Origin of the sequence: Streptomyces sp. NPDC015220 (assembly GCF_043079345.1) — a bacterium.
GTDB lineage: Bacteria > Actinomycetota > Actinomycetes > Streptomycetales > Streptomycetaceae > Streptomyces.
Window position 1 is genome coordinate 107,542 of sequence record NZ_JBIBUK010000001.1, and the last position, 15,746, is coordinate 123,287.

At 68.2% G+C, this 15,746-nt stretch carries 19 protein-coding genes; 4 read left to right on the forward strand and 15 right to left on the reverse strand.

Annotation, left to right across the window (positions count from 1 at the left end):
- Positions 1–171 precede the first annotated feature (171 nt).
- A complete protein-coding gene (locus tag ACF061_RS00505; protein WP_392264549.1) occupies positions 172–351 on the reverse strand; it encodes a hypothetical protein in 180 nt (59 codons plus the stop codon).
- Positions 348–935, reverse strand: a complete 588-nt coding sequence (locus ACF061_RS00510) for a recombinase family protein (protein ID WP_392264550.1) — start codon at positions 933–935, stop codon at positions 348–350. Before ACF061_RS00510 ends, ACF061_RS00505 begins: the two co-directional genes overlap by 4 nt.
- A gap of 93 nt (positions 936–1,028) precedes the next feature.
- Between ACF061_RS00510 and ACF061_RS00515 the strand changes: the two genes are divergently transcribed.
- The 4 genes from ACF061_RS00515 to ACF061_RS00530 all read left to right on the forward strand — a co-directional run bounded on the left by ACF061_RS00515 (position 1,029) and on the right by ACF061_RS00530 (position 2,773).
- Positions 1,029–1,361, forward strand: a complete 333-nt coding sequence (locus ACF061_RS00515; RefSeq protein ID WP_392264551.1) for a hypothetical protein — start codon at positions 1,029–1,031, stop codon at positions 1,359–1,361.
- Between the two features lie 172 nt (positions 1,362–1,533).
- Positions 1,534–1,677 carry a hypothetical protein gene (locus ACF061_RS00520; RefSeq protein WP_392264552.1) on the forward strand — a complete coding sequence of 48 codons (144 nt, stop codon included), beginning with the start codon at positions 1,534–1,536 and terminating at the stop codon, positions 1,675–1,677.
- Positions 1,674–1,985, forward strand: a complete 312-nt coding sequence (locus ACF061_RS00525; RefSeq protein ID WP_392264553.1) for a hypothetical protein — start codon at positions 1,674–1,676, stop codon at positions 1,983–1,985. The genes ACF061_RS00520 and ACF061_RS00525 overlap by 4 nt, the downstream gene beginning before the upstream one ends.
- 149 nt (positions 1,986–2,134) lie before the next feature.
- On the forward strand, positions 2,135–2,773 hold the full coding sequence (locus tag ACF061_RS00530) for a hypothetical protein (protein ID WP_392264554.1): 639 nt from the start codon (positions 2,135–2,137) through the stop codon (positions 2,771–2,773).
- A gap of 160 nt (positions 2,774–2,933) precedes the next feature.
- Here ACF061_RS00530 and ACF061_RS00535 read toward each other — a convergent pair whose 3' ends face one another.
- From ACF061_RS00535 to ACF061_RS00595, 13 genes are all read right to left on the reverse strand, one after another.
- Positions 2,934–3,701, reverse strand: coding sequence for a hypothetical protein (locus tag ACF061_RS00535; RefSeq protein ID WP_392264555.1), 768 nt, complete (start codon positions 3,699–3,701; stop codon positions 2,934–2,936).
- 65 nt (positions 3,702–3,766) lie between these two features.
- The gene (locus ACF061_RS00540) at positions 3,767–3,937 is read right to left on the reverse strand and encodes a hypothetical protein (protein ID WP_392264556.1); all 171 of its coding nucleotides are present in this window, start codon (positions 3,935–3,937) and stop codon (positions 3,767–3,769) included.
- Between the two features lie 3 nt (positions 3,938–3,940).
- Positions 3,941–4,270: a hypothetical protein gene (locus ACF061_RS00545; RefSeq protein WP_392264557.1), complete on the reverse strand. Its 330-nt coding sequence runs from the start codon at positions 4,268–4,270 to the stop codon at positions 3,941–3,943.
- Positions 4,267–4,497 (reverse strand): hypothetical protein, encoded by a 231-nt coding sequence (locus ACF061_RS00550; protein ID WP_392264558.1) that lies wholly within the window; start codon positions 4,495–4,497, stop codon positions 4,267–4,269. Before ACF061_RS00550 ends, ACF061_RS00545 begins: the two co-directional genes overlap by 4 nt.
- Entirely contained in the window at positions 4,460–4,780 is a 321-nt protein-coding gene (locus ACF061_RS00555; RefSeq protein WP_392264559.1) for a hypothetical protein, read from the reverse strand. The genes ACF061_RS00550 and ACF061_RS00555 overlap by 38 nt, the downstream gene beginning before the upstream one ends.
- 32 nt (positions 4,781–4,812) lie before the next feature.
- On the reverse strand, positions 4,813–5,169 hold the full coding sequence (locus ACF061_RS00560; protein WP_392264560.1) for a hypothetical protein: 357 nt from the start codon (positions 5,167–5,169) through the stop codon (positions 4,813–4,815).
- A gap of 23 nt (positions 5,170–5,192) precedes the next feature.
- Positions 5,193–6,098 (reverse strand): endolysin, encoded by a 906-nt coding sequence (locus tag ACF061_RS00565; protein ID WP_392264561.1) that lies wholly within the window; start codon positions 6,096–6,098, stop codon positions 5,193–5,195.
- A 2-nt stretch (positions 6,099–6,100) separates the two neighbouring features.
- Entirely contained in the window at positions 6,101–6,910 is an 810-nt protein-coding gene (locus ACF061_RS00570) for a hypothetical protein (RefSeq protein ID WP_392264562.1), read from the reverse strand.
- Between the two features lie 59 nt (positions 6,911–6,969).
- The gene (locus tag ACF061_RS00575; RefSeq protein ID WP_392264563.1) at positions 6,970–7,590 is read right to left on the reverse strand and encodes a hypothetical protein; all 621 of its coding nucleotides are present in this window, start codon (positions 7,588–7,590) and stop codon (positions 6,970–6,972) included.
- A gap of 14 nt (positions 7,591–7,604) precedes the next feature.
- Entirely contained in the window at positions 7,605–8,219 is a 615-nt protein-coding gene (locus tag ACF061_RS00580; RefSeq protein ID WP_392264564.1) for a hypothetical protein, read from the reverse strand.
- Positions 8,216–9,235, reverse strand: coding sequence for a DUF5047 domain-containing protein (locus ACF061_RS00585; protein ID WP_392265362.1), 1,020 nt, complete (start codon positions 9,233–9,235; stop codon positions 8,216–8,218). The genes ACF061_RS00580 and ACF061_RS00585 overlap by 4 nt, the downstream gene beginning before the upstream one ends.
- 77 nt (positions 9,236–9,312) lie before the next feature.
- Complete coding sequence (locus ACF061_RS00590) at positions 9,313–11,544, reverse strand: hypothetical protein (protein WP_392264565.1); 2,232 nt, start codon at positions 11,542–11,544, stop codon at positions 9,313–9,315.
- A gap of 11 nt (positions 11,545–11,555) precedes the next feature.
- Positions 11,556–15,725 carry a hypothetical protein gene (locus ACF061_RS00595; RefSeq protein ID WP_392264566.1) on the reverse strand — a complete coding sequence of 1,390 codons (4,170 nt, stop codon included), beginning with the start codon at positions 15,723–15,725 and terminating at the stop codon, positions 11,556–11,558.
- Positions 15,726–15,746: the final 21 nt, after the last annotated feature.

Below are 15,746 nucleotides of genomic sequence, written 5' to 3' on the forward strand. Positions count from 1 at the left end.
GCGGCAGCGTGCCGCATCCGTTGCGCCTGGGACAGGTTCCGGTACCCGCGAGCCCGTGTCCTTTTCGCGCCTCCCTCGAAGGATCCCGACTCCCTACCCGTCATGAGCGCCCCGGATGGGGGTAGATGGCGGTGCAGGGGACGCCGAGCTCGCCGGTGACGTCTTGGCGCTTCACTTCGCCTCCCGGGTCATGGCAGTGACGACGGGCGCGAAGATGACACGCAGGGTGGCCTTCTGCTCGACAGTCAGCGGCGGAGCAGTGGCGGCGTTGCGCTCGACGCGTGCCCAGTAGGCGGCATTGCGGACCGGGTCGGCGTCGCGCACGGGGCGGTCGGGGCGGTTCTCGCTCATCGGTTCTCCTTCTTGCGGGCGTTGTCGGTTGAGCGGTCAAGGTGTCCGTACACGGTGGTGCGAGGTACGCCGAAGAGATCGGCGATCTCCTGCACCGTCTTCTTTCGCTCGTCGTACAGCTCTTGCGCAAGCGCAGCCTGATCGGCTGTGAGCTTGGGGCGACGCCCTCCGATGCGCCCGCGAGCCCGTGCAGCAGCAAGGCCGTCCATCGTGTTCGCCAGGATGAGCTCACGTTGCAACTCGGCCATCACACCGAGCATGCCGAACATCGCACGACCTTCGGGGGTCGAGGAGTCGATGCCCTGCTCGATGATGTGCAGCCCGATTCCGCGCTCTTTCAGTTCGGCGCCGAGCGTGACGAGATGGAGGAGCGAGCGAGAGATGCGGTCCAGGCGCGTCGCCTTGAGCGTGTCCCCTTCACGCATCCGCTTCATGAGGATGTTGAACTCGGGCCGGGACGCCTTGGCGCCACTGGCGTAGTCGATGTGGATGTTCTGTTCGTCGACGCCCACGCGGCGGAGGGCGTCTATCTGGTGGTCCGGGTTCTGGTCAGCAGTGGAGACCCGGGCGTATCCGAAGTCCATGACGACAACCGTACACGGCTACCGTTCTCCGTCATAGATTTTCGACACGAGTTATCGACAGCAACTTGCTGCAGCGATAGGCTCGTTGACGAGATGACGACAGACGGTGGTTTGTCGTCGAACTTCGATCTTGGGGGGGCAGTGGGAAGAAGTGAGCCGAGAGCAGCCGTGGCGCTGAAGGCGAGGATCGACGCGACCACGCAAGGATTGGCCTACCAGTGGGCTGAGGTGTGGCTGGAGAGGAATCCTGGAGCTACCGCTAAGGAGCTCCTCCTGTTCCTCGCCGAGCGTGCGGAGGCTGCTCGCAGGACTGCTATTCAGGCAGAGATGGAGGCGGGCAAGCTGGACGAGCTAGAAGCGGCCCAACTGGTCGACAAGTACATGGACTACCGCGACGCCATCATCGGAGAGCTGGACGAGGGCTGATCCCGAACGCCACGCGGGGCCCCGCTCCGAGAGGAGCGGGGCCCGCGATATGGCATGTTATCGAGGGTGCCGTCGCCCAACCGGGCACGCTTCAGGGAACGTTATGCGCTACTCCATAGCAACTCATGACGGCAAGTCTTGACGTCAAGTCTTGGCTTGCTAACCTGAGTTCATGCCTGCCTATCGAATGAACCTGACCGTCTACTCCGAGGCCGACACCGCGAGCGAGGCCGCAGCGGAGTTCCTGGCCGCGACCGAGGACGCCGACATCTCCTTCGACATCCTCGAGACCGTGAAAGCCGAGGCCAGCCAGTGAGCGACAAGCCCCGCCTCCTGCCCACTGGCAACTGCTGGTGCGGTTGCGGCCGCGAGGTCGGCTTGGGGAAGTTCTTCGCTCAAGGCCACGACAAGACCGCCGAGTCCGCTCTCATCGCCCTCAAGTACGAGGGCAGCGTGCCGCACTTCCTGCACGCGCACGGGTTCGGTCCTCAGCACTCCGTCACGGGGGCCGCAGTCGACAAGACCGACTGGGAGGAGTGCGACGAGTGCGTCAGCAGGCCCGGCTACCGAGGAGCGCCTGCCAGCATCGCCAAGCACAAGCGCAGGTACCACCCGCCGGCCTAGAAGCCCATACGCCGAAGCGCCCCCGCTCCCCTGCCGGTTGGCAGAGGTGAGGGGGCGTTGTCATGTCACAGCCTGGTGACGGGCGTTCACGTTTCCTTCACGGGTGCTCTAGCGTGTGCCGCCTGTACTAGCTTCATCCGGGGGGACTCGTGCGTACCCGCATCATTAGCGCTGCCCTGCTCTGCGCTGTCGCAAGCCTGACTGTCGCCTGCCAGCCGAACGACACCAACTCCAGCGACAGTGGCAGCGGCTCGTCGTCGGCGCCCAGCAGCGCCTCATCCAAGGACGACAAGCCTGCCGGGGCTGTGTCGAAGACCGTGCAGAACTTCGTCGGGATGGGCCTGCAGTCCGCGCAGGACGCCGCGCAGGCCGACGGGTTCTACTCGCTGAAGTCGCATGACGCGCTCGGCCGTGACCGCATGCAGGCCTTCGATCGGAACTGGAAGGTGTGCTCCCAGAACGTGGCCGTCGGGAAGTCCGTGCCGACGGACACCACTCTGGACTTCGGAGCGGTGAAGCTCGAGGAGTCGTGCCCTTCGAAGGACGAGAAGGAGCCGACTGTCTCGGGCGGCAGGATGCCGGACTTCGAGGGCAAGTCGGTGAAGGCGGCGCGGGCCGCGCTGGATTCGGGGACGTCGTTCACGGTGAAGGACGCCTCCTCGGACAGCCGGTGGATCCTGGTGGAGAGCAACTGGCAGGTCTGCTCCCAGACGCCGGCCGCAGGTGCCTCCCTGAACGGGCAGCCGGTCGCGCTCACCGCGGTGAAGTTCGGTGAGACCTGCCCGTAGCCGCATGGAAGACGCCCCGTTCCTGCTGAGCAGGAACGGGGCGTCTGTCATTCGCTGTCGTCGGCCGGCAGTGCCGGGTGCGGGTAGCGCGGCTCGAGGAACGGCCACGGGCTGAGCCAGAACGGGGTGCCGTCGTCTTCGTCGTCCACGATGCCCGCCCTCATCCGGCGCTGTAGTTCGCGAGGAGCTGCTTGAGCCCTGGGACGTCGAAGGCGGTCGAGAACTTGCCTGCTTCCACCGAGTAGGCCGTCCTGCCGGTCGAGTCGCTCGTGACTGTGGGCAGGGGGTTCCCGCGGTTCGGGGAGCACATGATCGGCTTGAGGCCGGTCGAGGTCTGGACGCACTCGCCGGCCGCCACGGTGCCGTCGCCGTTCAGATCCTGGTTGGGGTGGGCCAGCCCGAGGGCGTGTCCCAGCTCGTGCGTGACCGCGTCGCGCTGCCGGGCCGTGTTCACCGTCGGGTCGCTGGAGAACCAGCCCGGGACCGTCCAGTATTCGGAGTCGATGAGCAGGTGGCCGCCCCAGGCGCTGCCGTCGGCGATGGCGTGGCAGGCGTAGGTCTGGGACATGCCCGCGGTGCCAGCAGGCCGGTACAGGTAGTGCACGACGATGCGGTGCCGGGGCGGGCACGCGTCGACGGGGGTGGTGTCGAGGGTGTCGGTGACGGTGATGGTCACGCCGACCGCGTTGGTGACCTGTGCGGCCGGCATCTTCAGGTACGGGGCGAGCTGGGTGCGGGCGGTGTCGTCGGCGAACACGACCTCGTAGGGGTCGGGGCTGAGGCTGACGATGCTGTTGTCGGTCCATGCCCGCCAGCCGGTGCCCGAGTACAGGGCGGTCGCCGCGGTCGCCTGCCCGCTCGTGAAGAGCAGCAGCAGGGCGGCGGCGAGGGCGGGCAGCAGGGTGTAGCGGGCGCGGGCTCGGCGCATGAAAAGTCTCCGGGAATGACGAAGACCCCGCCGGATTCGGCGGGGTCTTCGAGGGGTTGGTCAGGTCAGGCGGCGGGCGGCGGGTCGTCGCTCGGCGGGTCGTCGCTCGGCGGAGGGTCCGGCTCGTCGGCCGGCGCGGGCACGGGGGGCGGGTCGACGTGGCCGAGACGGACAAGGCTGCCCACGTCCGCGGCCGTCTCGTCGACGCGCGGCGGCAGCGGAATCGGATCCGGCACCAGTCACACTCCAGTTCGGTCATGGTGGTCCCGCTGGGCTTCCAGCAGCAGCCAGATCCGCTGCACCACCAGGACGCCGACTGCCAGCCGGACGGTGATGCTGATGATGCGGAGCACGAACAGCAGGCGCTCGTTGCCCTGCCCGACCGTGGCCAGTGCTGTGTACAGGCACAGCAGGCCGATGACGGCGATGAACGCCATCTGGTTGCGGCCCACTTCGGATCGCCACCATGTGGCGCGCAGGTGGTAGATGGTGACGAACGCAGCGCAGGCCGCCGCGTCCAGCGCCGAGACGACCGCGTTCATCCAGGCATCAGTCCCCAGATCTGTCATTGCGCTGCTCCTCTGCGGGCGGCATACGCGGCCTCGATGCGTTCCGCCCAGTGGTTGTCCACGCGGGCCCGCCGGATGGGGGCGACGACTGACTCGACGATGGAGCGTCGTTCCTCGGCCTGTTGGCGGGCGGTCCGTGTCCGTTCGAGGGCGGCTTCGGAGTCGGTCTGCTCGGCCTGGGAGGTCGGCTCAGAGCCGTGTGCGAGGCGCCGGATCCATCCGAGCATCGGCGTTCACCTCCTCCTCGTCCGCCTGCCCCGGGCGGGGCAGTGCGGTGAGGATGTGGCCGCCCAGCTTCGCCAGTTCCAGCAGTTCCTCGACCTGCTCGTGCTCGACCGCGCGGGCCTTCTCTGACTCCATGAAGGCCGACCGCCAGTTGTCGCGGTCGGCGAGGAGGTCTTCGTGGGTGCGTCTGGGTACGAGGCCGCCTCTGAGAATCAGGAGGACGACGAGGGTGAGGAGCGCGCCGAGCCCGATGTCGCTGGGGTTGATGCCGAACAGCTCGCTCACCGTGCCCTCCCCTGCTAACCAGTTCACTGTGCTCAGACGGCCGTCGGTCCCGTCGGTGTGGACGGACTGGACGGTGTCACCTGCGCTCGCGTGAGCAGGGTGAGCACGGCGAGGACGGCCGTGTTGACGGCGCCGGCGGTGGTCTGGCTGACGTCGTAGCCGAACGCGGCGACGAGGACGGCCCCGGCGGCGACGACGGCGGTGAATGCCTGCGGGGCGATCGGTCGGGTCATGGCGGCGGCGATGGCGCCGAGGATCGCGGAGACGGCGGCGACGATCGCGCCGGCCTGCTCGGCGGTCAGGCTGGTGATGCCCAGGCTGACGATCAGGCCCAGGACCGCGGACAGGGTGTTCAGGATGACGACCGGCTCGCGCCCGAACAGTCTCATGATGGTCTCGCTTCTCGTGGTGGTCAGTTGGTGACGGTGAAGCCGTGCTTGTCGCCGAGGCGGACGAGGCTGGTCTTGCCGGGGATGCCGTCGGCGTCGGAGCCGGTGTAGCCGTAGCGGCGCTGGAGGGCCGCGTAGGCGCTGAGCGTCTTCGTGCCGAACGAGCCGTCGACCCACTGCGAGGCGAGCAGCCCCTCTGCCTGGAGCGCCTTCTCCACCAGCAGCACCTCGGTCTTGTAGGTGGCGTGGCCCTGTGTGGCGGCCGGGTCCTTGTGGGCTGCGGCGACGACGTGGGTGAGAGACACCGACGGCTTGCTGGTCGGCGTCGGCGGCTTGGCGGGCGTTGAGGTGACGAACGGCGGCCAGGACCCGGGGTCTTGGTGGTCGTTCTCCGGCACCTGGCTGTGCCCGTACCAGCCGGCCTGCTTCTCCCACACCGACTCGCTGCGATGCGGAGTGAAGTCTGTGGGCCGCCCCATGGGCCATGTGTTCGGCACGCCCCAGGAGTGCACCCAGTCCTGCAGCTGCTGCCAGCCCTTGCACGGGGTGTCCGAGAGCTTGGCGTACACCTTGCCGTCCACCCGGCAGTAGGGGAAGAACAGGGCCTCGATCTGGATGACCACGCTGCCGGCACGGTTGGTGCGGGTGCCGCCGGGCGCGTCGACGAGGCTCTTGGAGCGGGAGTTGGCGGGCACGAACTGGGCCACGCGGCCGTCGAACGGGTTCCAGAGGAGGTGTGGAGCGACGCCGGCGCCGCCACCGGAGAAGTAGGAGCGGAGTGCCTCGAAGGAGACGATGTCGGCGGGCTTGGCCGCGGTCGCGTTGCGGTCCCACGTGATGTGCGCGATCGCCTTGGCGGGGCCGCCGTCGGTCGGGGCGTGGTCGCCGATGTCCAGCTTCTGCGCGCCGGGCATCCACAGGTCGGGCATGGTCAGACTCCGTTCTGGGTGAACAGGCCGCGTATCTGGTCGGCGAGGTCTTCAGCCGTGATCGCGGGCTTGGGTGCCGGTGTGGGGTCGGGCTGTGGTGCGGCGACCCAGGTGGGGACGGTGACGTCGCCGTCCTGGGCCAGGAGCCAGGCGAGGTTGGTCTGCGTGAGCCAGGCGGAGCCGCGGGCGGCCCAGGATTCGCCCCAAGAGTTGTCGATGCGGTACGCCTGCCGGTTCACGTCGTAGGCGGAGATGACGTACTCGTGGCCGCCGGCAACGCTGCTCTTGCGGTCGACGACGACATAGCCGTCGGGGTCGACGTCGAACATCGACTCCATCCAGACCGTGCCGACCATGACGGGCCCCGTCTGGAGCGCGGACTTGAGGGCGTCGACGGAGAAGGCGTGCTTGTAGGCGGAGGCCAGCCCGAGCTTGATGAGGGCCTTGGCGGCGCCGAGTCCGGATGAGCCGGTGTCGTCGGGCGGGTAGACGCCCTGGATGTCGTCGAGCTGGGTGGCGAGCGAGTAGACCTGCGTGGCGAGGGTCTCGTCGACGGGCAGGATGTGCCCGCTGATCTCGACGGAGGTGAGACCGGTACGGGCCGCGCAGTCAGTGCCGACGAGGCCGGCCGCGGCGTTGCCTGTGCAGCTGCCGGTGCGCCCCTGGTCGAAGATTGGCGCGCGCCGGGTCCAGTCGACGGACCTGATCGCCGACTTGGGGAGGACCCCGTGGGCGTAGGTGAGGGACCGCGGGTCGTGCTGAACATGCCGGCCCAGGCGGGGGTCCGTCGGCTCGTAGTGGTGCGTGCGCAAGAGCCCTCCTGGGCATGAAAAAAGCGCCCAGGTCGGGGCGCGTCGGGGAAGTGCGTGGGCTAGAGGCTGGCGAATACGCCGTTGAAGGCGACCCACGGTGGTTTGGTGTCGGCCTGGGTGCCCCACAAGCTCAAGTGGCCATCGGCCTGCACGTCCATCTTCAGGCTGATCCGGACGCTGTTGACGTCGGAGCAGGGCACACTCACGGTGCGCTTCGTCGACGGGCGGGCGGATGAGGGCAGCGGCGTGGAGGTGAGCGTCCACGAGCCGGGCACTGGCGACGGGTACGACGCCCTGGAGATCCCGCCTCGGAACTGGATGATCTCTGCACCGGCCTCGTTCACCAGCCGGTACTGGAAAGTTCCGTTGTCGCTGCCGTTGTGGGCCCAGCCAGAGGCGAGGGGCACCGTGGTCCACGCACGGTTGCCGACGGAGACCGTCACCCAGGTGGTGCCATCCCACATGTCGAGGCGGCCCACGTCGGTGAGCCAGGTCATCATGCCGGGGATCGGTGTCGCGTCCTTGACGAGGGTGGCGCCGCGGGCGGACGCGGACGCGAAAGTCAACGTCAGCCGCGGCAGCACGCCCTTGGCGAAGAGCGCGATGGCGTCGGGGATGCTGGGCGCGTCGGTCATCTGCCAGAGGCCGATGCCCTGCCCGTAGCTGTCTGGTGTGGGCAACGTAGCCCCCTCTCTCAGATGAGCCGGTAGTGGCTGAAGACGTCGTACTGGGCGAGCTTCTGCCCGGTCGTGTTCAAGGTGGCGCTGAAGTCGCCGAGGGTGATGTTGCCGTTGGGGAAGAGAGTCATGGCGGCGAAAATGCCGGTCACGACCTCGACCGTGCACCGCACCTGGCTCGCCGGGCACGCCTCGGCGGGGAGGGTGGCGACGGTCGTACCGGAGGTGAGGGTGCCGGTCATGGAGGCCATCCCGCTCAGGCTGGCGGTGCCGTCGTCCCACAGCCGGTACGCCGGCTCGTAGTAGGCGGCGAGCCGGGTCCAGCCGGACGCCAGCGGCAGCGTCGTCCAGGCGCGGGTGACGGTGGCGAGCCGGTTGAGGGCGATCCACTGGCCGCTGCTCGACTGGCTGACGATGACGACGTCCCCGGCCTTCGGCGCCGTGTAGGCGGTGAGGCAGCGGCAGGTGATCCCGTCGGTAGTGGTGATCGTGCCATCGCCGGGAGCGGTGGCGACGACGCCCTGCCGCCAGTCCGCGCCCCGCACGGTCGCGTTGCGCTCCCCCGCCCGTTTCGCCTGCTGTTGCAGGGCCCACGTCAGATCCCGCAGGCTCCCTTGGGTGGACCGCGTCACCCGTCCTCCTTCGCGCTGATCGTCGAGATGGGGAAGTCGCCGCCGACGTCCAGCGGCACGGTGAACGCGGCGACTTGGTGGAGCTCGCGGGAGTCGTCCTCGTGCGTGACCCGCAGGACGTCGCCCGGCTCGAGCGCCGGGTTCGGCAGGCTCTTGAGGTCCCCGGTCGCATTCGGGGTCTTCGTCAGCGCGAGTCGCAGGTTGGCTGCCTGCTGACAAGCGGCCACCGACGTCAGCGTGCTGGACGAGTAGAAGTCTGGTCTCCGCCCGTAGGGGCCGCCCCAGTACGTCGGCGAGTTGGGGTCGTTGTCGACGGCGAGGTAGGAGACGGGCGGGACGTTGTCCGTGGTGTTCTCCCCGCGCGCGAGGACCCCGTTGAACACTTTGTCGCTGGTCATGGCCCTGTTGGCGGATATGTAGACGCCGCCCTCGACGGCTTCGACAGCCCACACGGGCGGGGTGGTCAGCAGGTCCGGCAGCGTCGCGATGACGAAGCTGCCGTCCGCGTTGCAGTACACCTCGGCTCCGGCTGCTGCGGCGATCTCCTGGCAGCCAGCCCACGGGTCGGCCTGGTAGTCGTAGACGCGGCTGCCGATGCTGGCATCGGTGATCCGGCTGATGACGTCGGCGTCGGGCAAGCTCCGCTGGATCAGTGCGGTGATCGCGCCGGCCACGGTCCCAGATGCCTTGTACGGGGTCGTGAACTTGTCGTCGGCGACACAGGCTGCCAGATCCTTCCCTTGCAGGTTGACTGGGCCGTCGTTGACGTCGCCGTCGACGCTGTCGAGCCGGAAGACGCCGAGCGGCACCAGCTCGGTGGAGCCGTCGCCGTAGTCGACGCCGCGGAAGATCCGTAGCCGGGCGCCGTAGGTGGCGAGCTGGTCGGCCGGAGTCCGCGGGATCAGCGAGACGTCGCAGCCGGTGACGGTGCAGGTGCGGCGGATCGCTTGCGCCCGGTCCACGGTGACGCTGCCGCCCGTGTGCTCCAGGTCGATGACCTGGCCCGTGGTGAGCATCAGCTGCACTCGGGTTGCGACCGTGTGCGATTCCGCGAGCCGGGCCAGGAACCGATCCGAGACGGGGTACAACGACATCACCCCCGGCGGTCGAGGAGCAGTGCCTCGCTTGTGGCGTAGGTGGCCAGTACGTCCGCGCACGTCGCGAACTCGGCGACGACGTCGATCCAAGTTCGGCCGGCCGCCCCGTTCACCGCGATGGTCGTCGGCATGTCCACCTCGGTCAGCGGGAGCGTCCACGTCCGCCACGGCTCCTGCGCGAGCGCAACCGAGCGGGCCTCGGTGACCGAGGCGACCGACACGTACATGTCCGTGACGCCCATGCCGGGCGCCGCCTGCCACAGCAGCGTGTTGCCGGAGTCCAGGAGGAGGTGCAGCCGGTCCCGGTCGTCCTCGCTGCGGGTCCATACCTGCAGCTCGCCCTCACGGCCCTGCCGCGGCCCGCTGAGCACGACCTTGTTGCGGCGCCCGCGGACCACGTAGGAGCTCTGCTCGATCGGGCGCTGCCAGTCCGGCGCTTTCGCCACCGAGACCAGTGTGTTGCGCTGCGGGTTCGCGGGGTCCTTCAGCCACGCTGTATTGACGTCGCCGAGCGTGAGTGTCACCGGCGACGAGGACCGCGTCGACGACACGACCCCGGCGCTCGAATACAGGACGATCCGGTAGAAGAAGGGCGTGTTCAGCGGTGCCTCGTGGTCCTCGATGACCATGGCGTCGGAGGTGATGGGCTGCTGGTCGATCAGCCCGCTCTCACCCCGGACCAGTGTCATCACGCGGTTCGCGCCGATGCGGTACACGCTCAGCAGGTAGCCGGCCGGGAGCTCCCGCAGGGTCAGGGTCAGGTAGCCGCCGTCATCGACGGCCTCGACCGCGGTCTGTGGCAGCACCTGCCACAGGGCGACCGTATCCACGTACATCGCGGACGAAGCGGCCGACGCCGTGCCGACGACCTCAACAGCCGCCTGAGTGGTGCCCGCGGGCGCGACAGCGTCCGTGGACATCAGCCACCAGCCGCTGCCCGGCAGCACGTACTGGCTGCCGCCGCTGACGCCGAGGTCTCCGCCAGCGTCGTCGTACCAGTGCACCTTGACCGTGACCGACGGCCACGACCCGGCAGCGTTCGACGTGGCGATCCGAGCCCGCCAGTTCAGCCCGGGGGCATTCGGGACGGGGAACAGCGGAGAGCGGAGCGTGGACGACGTCGCAGTCGACGAGCTCACTCGTAGCGAGTAGTTACCGTAGTAGGAGGTTGACGCCCACGGCGTGGACCGGGCCAGCGTCGCCACCCCGGTCACGGTCGACCAGCCACCCGTGCCAGCCTCGAAGTTTCCGCTCTCCCAAGTGACGACGCTGCCAGCCACAATCGGGGAGGGCCGGGTCACCACGAGCGTTTCCACACGCAGTACCTGGCCGGCCGACGCGCCGTCCAGACCCACGGCTATACCGCAGGTGGCCGCGTTCGCGGGCGCTGTGCCTGAGACCATCTGCCGATAGAAGCCCGTCCCCGGCGGGGCGAGGACGGCTCTGGTCGCCTGGATCTGGTTGCCGTTGGCGTCGTAGTACCGCAGTTCGATCCACGCTTGCGATGCGAGAGTGGGCGGCTGCAGGTAGGCGTATGCCTGGTATTCGGCACCAGGTGTCACCTTGGGCCGGTCCACCGTGCGAATGGCCGCGTTACCGGCGGCAGTCGCGGTCATCGCGATGGTGTGACCGCCAGCCGTGTACCAGCCCACACTCCAGATGATGGCAGGCACCTGGCGGCTGATCGTCGCGTTCGCCTCGACCATCCACGCCGAAGCGTCGACCTCGGCGCTCTCCGCGTTGAACCCGAACAGGTTGCCGGTCGTTCTGATGGGCAAGCCGAGGTAGACGTTCTCGAAGTAGGAGACGACGCCTGCCGCTGCCGGGGTGGACGACAGCAGTACCTGCGCCCGCTCGGTTCCCATGGGCGCCACCCCGGCCACGCTAATGCGGTGCCAGAAAGACGCTGCTGTCAGCGTGGTCAGCGACCACGTGATGCCCAGCTCGGCGCCCCCGTGGTCGAGCCAGCGGATCCCGATCCGCTCCGGGACCGTGGCCCCGGAGGCGTCCGCGAATGTCTCGTACAGGGTGCCCGCTGTGACGAGGACAGAGCCGACGATGCGGGCCTGCATCTCGCCCGCTGCGAGGCTCTTGACGGCGAGACAGCCGTCGCCGTTCCGGCCGCCCGTCCCCTTGCTGATCGTGCAGTTGCGTTGGGGTGTCCAGCCCGTCACCACCGGATCCATGGACTCGGTTGACGGCGCCAGGAGGTTCCCGGGGATGGCCATGAGGCACCTCCTCAGCTGGCGTTGATGACCTGGATGAGCTTCTGCTGGTGGTTCTGGACGCGGACGTCAATGAAGTCGCCGAGCGCGCCTTCCTTGGCGTGCAGTTCGACGATGAGCGGCTGCTGGGCGCCGTCACCGCCGCGGGTGGCGGCACCGTGGATCGCGCTCCACTGGCCCGGCGTCAGCACCGCCTCCGGCTGGCCGAGCCCGTTGTACATGAGGTTCATGCCGGGGGGCATCCAGCCGCCGGAGTCGTAGCCACCCGGCCGGTCATACGCCCGCGACAGGCTGCCGTAGGCGCCGAGCGCGTACCGCATCGACGAGTACACGTTGGCGAGCGGGTCGACGGAGACGCCGTAGGAGAACGGGCCCCGCCTCAGGTACTTCCCCGCGTAGGAGCGGAACGTCGGCCCGATGACCTGCATGAGGCCCACGGACGGTGTGCCGCGCTGCCAGTTGGAGTCCCACTTGTTGACGATCGTCGGATTGCCACCCGACTCCTGGTTCATACGACGCAACGTCGACCCGGCAAGGCTGGACGGCTGCCCCACCTCCCTGAGGGATTGCAGGACGACAGGCCGCCACTGCGCGACGCCAGCGCCCGGCTTGTAGTCGACGTTCGGCGAAGCCTTCTCGTCGCCCTTCGTGCCCGCGCCGACGAGCCGGGCTACCGCGCCCTTCATCAGGTCTTTCAGGAGGCCGACGAAGCCGATACTCCCACCGGGGATCTTCTCGATGAGTGGGTTGACGACGTGCGTCACACCAGCCTTGAGAGCCCCACTGAAGCTGTCCTTCAGCCAGGATGCCCCCTTCTTGACCTTGTCCCAGGCTCCCGACAGGACGTCGCCGATGCCGTCGAAGATCCCGCCGTCCTTGAACCCCGGCAGGCCGAGGGCGCGCTGCACTCCCGTCACGCCACCCGCCCGGGCCGCCGCGTTCATGCTGTGGACGTAGCCGGCGCCGACCGCGCGGGTCCACTCCGGCCGCATGATCGCCTCACCGCCGGACAGGGCCGCCAGATGCACGTCACGGCCCGGCGTGTAGCCAGGCAAGATGCCGCCCGTCGCGAAGGTCATCGGGTCCAGATGCTTGCCACCGAACGCGTCGGTTACAAGATTCCAGACTTTTCGGATTCCCTCGTTGTAGACAGTGTCCACGATGAACTTGACCGGGGCCTTCGCAATGTCCTTGATCTTGTCCCAGGCGGTCTTGATGCCAGCGCGGGCATTGTCGAACGCGCCGACGATCTTGTCGGCGAGTGTGGTCCCCCAGCCGGGAATCGTCTTGGTGAAGAAGTCCCGGATCGGGTAGATCACCCAGGTCTTGATGTTCGACCAGGCGGTCGACACGCCCGAGCGGGCAGTGTCGAACGCGTCGACGATCCGCCGCCGCAGCGTGTCGCCCCAACCTGGGATGGTCTTCGTGAAGAAGTCCCCGATCGGGTAGATCACCCAGGCTTTGATCTTGCCCCAGGCGTCGCTGACAGCGCCCGGTAGCGTCTTCGCGAAGAAGTCGACGAAGGGGCCCTTGAACCAGTTGTAGACGGCGACCGCAGCCGTCTTGATGCCAGACCAAGCCACTTGCACTGCGGTACGGAACCAGTCGAAGTGCTGATAGGCGTAGATCACCGCCACGACCAAGGCCATGATCGCGGTCACGATGAAGCCGATCGGGTTGGCCTCCATCGCAGTGTTCAGCGCCCACTGCTCACCGGTGAAGATGTTCGTGACCACCGCCGCGAGCTGCACTGCAATCCGCCAAGCGCCCAAGGCGAGCGCAGCCAGCTTCGAGCCGATCGCGATCGATGCGAACGCGACGCCCACCGTGGTGAGTACGCCGACCGGCAGGGCATTGATCACGCCCGCAATCGCCGTGATGAACGAGGTGGCGGTCCCCGCCATCGGCGCCAGCGCCAGCCCCAGCTTGAAGACTGCTCCGAAGAGTTGACCGAACATCTGCCCCAAGATCGGGGCCTGCTGCGAAGCGTAGGACAGGAAGTGCTCGAACTCAGGACTGCCCTTTAGGTTCTTGCCCCAGGTCGCGAACCGCTGCGTGATCGTCTGCATCCGGGTCGAGATGCCGTCCATGTGCGGCAAGAAGGCGTTGATGATGCCTGCCATGCCGGTCATGACGTTCCCGAAGGCGACACCGAGACCAGTGATCGCAGGGACCACACCGGCCTGCAAATCTCGCCTGAATCCCTGCCAGAACGGCGACTTGATCTGCTGTGCGAAGCGGTCCTGGAGCCCCTTGACGGCGCTGGCAGCAGCCAGCACGAGCGGCGTCAGTCCAGGCAGAGCTCTCCGCATCCCGTCCAAAGCGCGCGTGAAGATCGGCATGACCGCCGGCTGGAGGCTGCGTGACCACGCGCTGAAGGCGTCCTTCAGGCTCACGAACGCGTTCAGCGTGCCCCGCGCGCTCGGCGTGAGCTTCGCCAGCGCCTCCTGATACTTGGCCTGCGCGATGGCAGCCTGATCAACGCCCCCGGCCGCCGACAGCGACGCGGAGGCAATCTGACGCTGAGCAGACGCGATGGAATCCGCAGCGGACTGCTGCGCAGTGGCGAGACGCTCCTGAGCGACCGCGACCGCCTCAGCGCCGGCACGCTGCGTCTCCGCGACGTTGGCCTGCGCCGCAGAGAGCTTCTGCTGCGCGTCCGCGATAGCCCGCGTGTTCTGGATCTGTGTCTTCGCGGCGGCAGCCTGGGCGTCCTTCAGTGCCTGTGTCTTGTCGGTGACGTCCTGCTGAGCCTGGGAGACCCGGTCCTGGGCGTCCTTGACGGTCTTCGACCCGTCGACGCCGGCCTTGTTCGCTGCGTCCGTCTCGTCCTTGAGCCGGGTTGTCTCGGTGGTCTGTTCCTTGAGCCGCTGCACCGCCTGGTCGTAGGCCAGCAGCGCTTTCTGCTTGTCCAGCTCGGTGGCGTTCGCGTTCTTCAGGACCGCGTCGCGCTGCTTCGTCGCCTCCTCGAGCGCGATCTCCGCGTCCCGCTGCGACAGCTGCGAGTCGGTGAGCCTGTTGTTCAGGTCTTCCAGCTGCTGCGCGGCATCCTTCCTGGCCTGCGTCAGGTCGACCTGGGCCTGCTGCGCAGTCTTCTGCGCTGCCGCGAGATCCCGCTCGGCGGACGTGACCTGTCGGGTCGCCTGCTCCATACGGTCCGCGGCCTGCTGGTAGGCGTCCGCCAGCGACTGCTTCGCCTGCTTGACCTGCTGCGCGGCCTGCGCGTTCGCCTGCGCCGCCTGCCGTTCCGCGTCCGTCACCCCGCGCTCGGCGTCAGAGATCTGCCGGGCAGCATTCCGCTGCGCCGTCGCCAGAGACTGCGCAGCAGACGCCTGCTGCAGCGCGCGCTGCGCCGACTGCGACGACGCCTGCCCACCCCGAAGAGTGGAAGTCGTCGCCGCATCCTGCGCCGCCTTCTGCGCCTGCAGCACGGTGCCGATCTGCTTAAAAGCCGGCACCGCCACCAGTGCAATGCCGCCGATGCCCGCAGCGGCAGCCGTCGCAGCCGCGGCAATCGCACCGAGACCAGCGGCCACTACCGGCAGAGCCGGGATTATGGCAGGGCCAAAAGCCAGCGCCGCTGTCGTCAGAGCAGAGAAACCGCCGACTGCTTGCTGAGTGCTGATGTCGATGCTCTTGCCGTCCACGGCATCGACCACAGCGCGCACAGCGGCAAGCTGCGCCAAAGCCGCCGCGGTATCCACCCGTACCTGCACGTTAGGGTGCTCGGCACCCAGCCTCTTCAGCCGCGCCTCAATGTCCGTGACCTCGGCCAGGGCACGTGCCGCATCGATGTCGACGCCGATCCGCTTGTTCGACAGCGTTTCCATGCGGGCCCGTAGCCGGGCTAGGTCAGCGTCCACCCCGGTGTCCGACAGGCGGATGTCCGCCTTCGGCAGGGACCGGAACGCGGCCTCAAGACGCGCCTTCAGTGACCGGGCGAACGCGCCACCCGTCTCCTCGCCGCCACGGACCGCCGCCGGCTGGGCAGTACGGGCACCGCGCTGCAGCCCGTCCCGGATCGACGAGGCGACGTGAGACGTCAGGTAGCGGCCGATGATCCGACCGACCTCGTCGCCTACCTCGTTGGCGGCCGGGACGAGCTGGTTCTGCAGCCGCTGCCGGACACCCTGAGCGTTGGGTACGACATCGACCTCTACCGAGCCGACACTGATGGCAGGCACCAGGAGCCTCCTCCCAGCGCC

What these genes read in the sequence shown, in the direction of transcription:
- ACF061_RS00505 (WP_392264549.1), bottom strand. Translation starts at nt 351, where the DNA reads ATGAGCGAGAACCGCCCCGACCGCCCCGTGCGCGACGCCGACCCGGTC.
- ACF061_RS00510 (WP_392264550.1), bottom strand. Translation starts at nt 935, where the DNA reads ATGGACTTCGGATACGCCCGGGTCTCCACTGCTGACCAGAACCCGGAC.
- ACF061_RS00515 (WP_392264551.1), top strand. Translation starts at nt 1,029, where the DNA reads ATGACGACAGACGGTGGTTTGTCGTCGAACTTCGATCTTGGGGGGGCA.
- ACF061_RS00520 (WP_392264552.1), top strand. Translation starts at nt 1,534, where the DNA reads ATGCCTGCCTATCGAATGAACCTGACCGTCTACTCCGAGGCCGACACC.
- ACF061_RS00535 (WP_392264555.1), bottom strand. Translation starts at nt 3,701, where the DNA reads ATGCGCCGAGCCCGCGCCCGCTACACCCTGCTGCCCGCCCTCGCCGCC.
- ACF061_RS00545 (WP_392264557.1), bottom strand. Translation starts at nt 4,270, where the DNA reads ATGACAGATCTGGGGACTGATGCCTGGATGAACGCGGTCGTCTCGGCG.
- ACF061_RS00550 (WP_392264558.1), bottom strand. Translation starts at nt 4,497, where the DNA reads ATGCTCGGATGGATCCGGCGCCTCGCACACGGCTCTGAGCCGACCTCC.
- ACF061_RS00560 (WP_392264560.1), bottom strand. Translation starts at nt 5,169, where the DNA reads ATGAGACTGTTCGGGCGCGAGCCGGTCGTCATCCTGAACACCCTGTCC.
- ACF061_RS00565 (WP_392264561.1), bottom strand. Translation starts at nt 6,098, where the DNA reads ATGCCCGACCTGTGGATGCCCGGCGCGCAGAAGCTGGACATCGGCGAC.
- ACF061_RS00585 (WP_392265362.1), bottom strand. Translation starts at nt 9,235, where the DNA reads ATGCTCACCACGGGCCAGGTCATCGACCTGGAGCACACGGGCGGCAGC.
- ACF061_RS00590 (WP_392264565.1), bottom strand. Translation starts at nt 11,544, where the DNA reads ATGGCCATCCCCGGGAACCTCCTGGCGCCGTCAACCGAGTCCATGGAT.